Here is a 542-nt window from a genome sequence, read left to right as displayed (position 1 = left end):
ACCAGGCGTTATGCAACGTAAATCAGTTTCTGAACCACTCCAAACTGGTCTTAAAGCGATTGATGCTTTGGTCCCAATTGGACGTGGTCAACGTGAGTTAATCATCGGTGACCGTCAAACAGGTAAAACATCTGTTGCGATTGATGCAATTTTGAACCAAAAAGGACAAGATATGATTTGTATCTATGTTGCTATTGGTCAAAAAGAATCAACTGTTCGTACACAAGTTGAAACACTTCGTAAATACGGAGCTCTTGATTATACAATCGTTGTGACAGCCTCAGCTTCACAACCTTCTCCATTACTTTACATCGCTCCTTATGCTGGTGTGGCAATGGCAGAAGAATTTATGTATAATGGAAAACACGTTTTGATTGTTTATGATGATTTATCAAAACAAGCGGTAGCTTATCGTGAACTCTCACTTCTTCTTCGTCGTCCACCAGGACGTGAGGCTTACCCAGGTGATGTTTTCTATCTTCACAGCCGCTTACTTGAACGTTCAGCTAAAGTTTCTGATGCACTTGGTGGTGGTTCTATCA

Annotated in this window: 1 pseudogene; it reads left to right on the top strand. The window is 41.0% G+C overall.

Annotation, left to right across the window (positions count from 1 at the left end):
- Positions 1 to 542: pseudogene (locus ABD256_RS44290) on the top strand (F0F1 ATP synthase subunit alpha); the annotation flags it as partial.

Origin of the sequence: Amycolatopsis minnesotensis (genome assembly GCF_039529815.1) — a bacterium.
Taxonomy (GTDB): Bacteria; Actinomycetota; Actinomycetes; order Mycobacteriales; family Pseudonocardiaceae; genus Amycolatopsis; species Amycolatopsis minnesotensis.
This window is presented reverse-complemented; position numbering and strand designations above follow the sequence as displayed.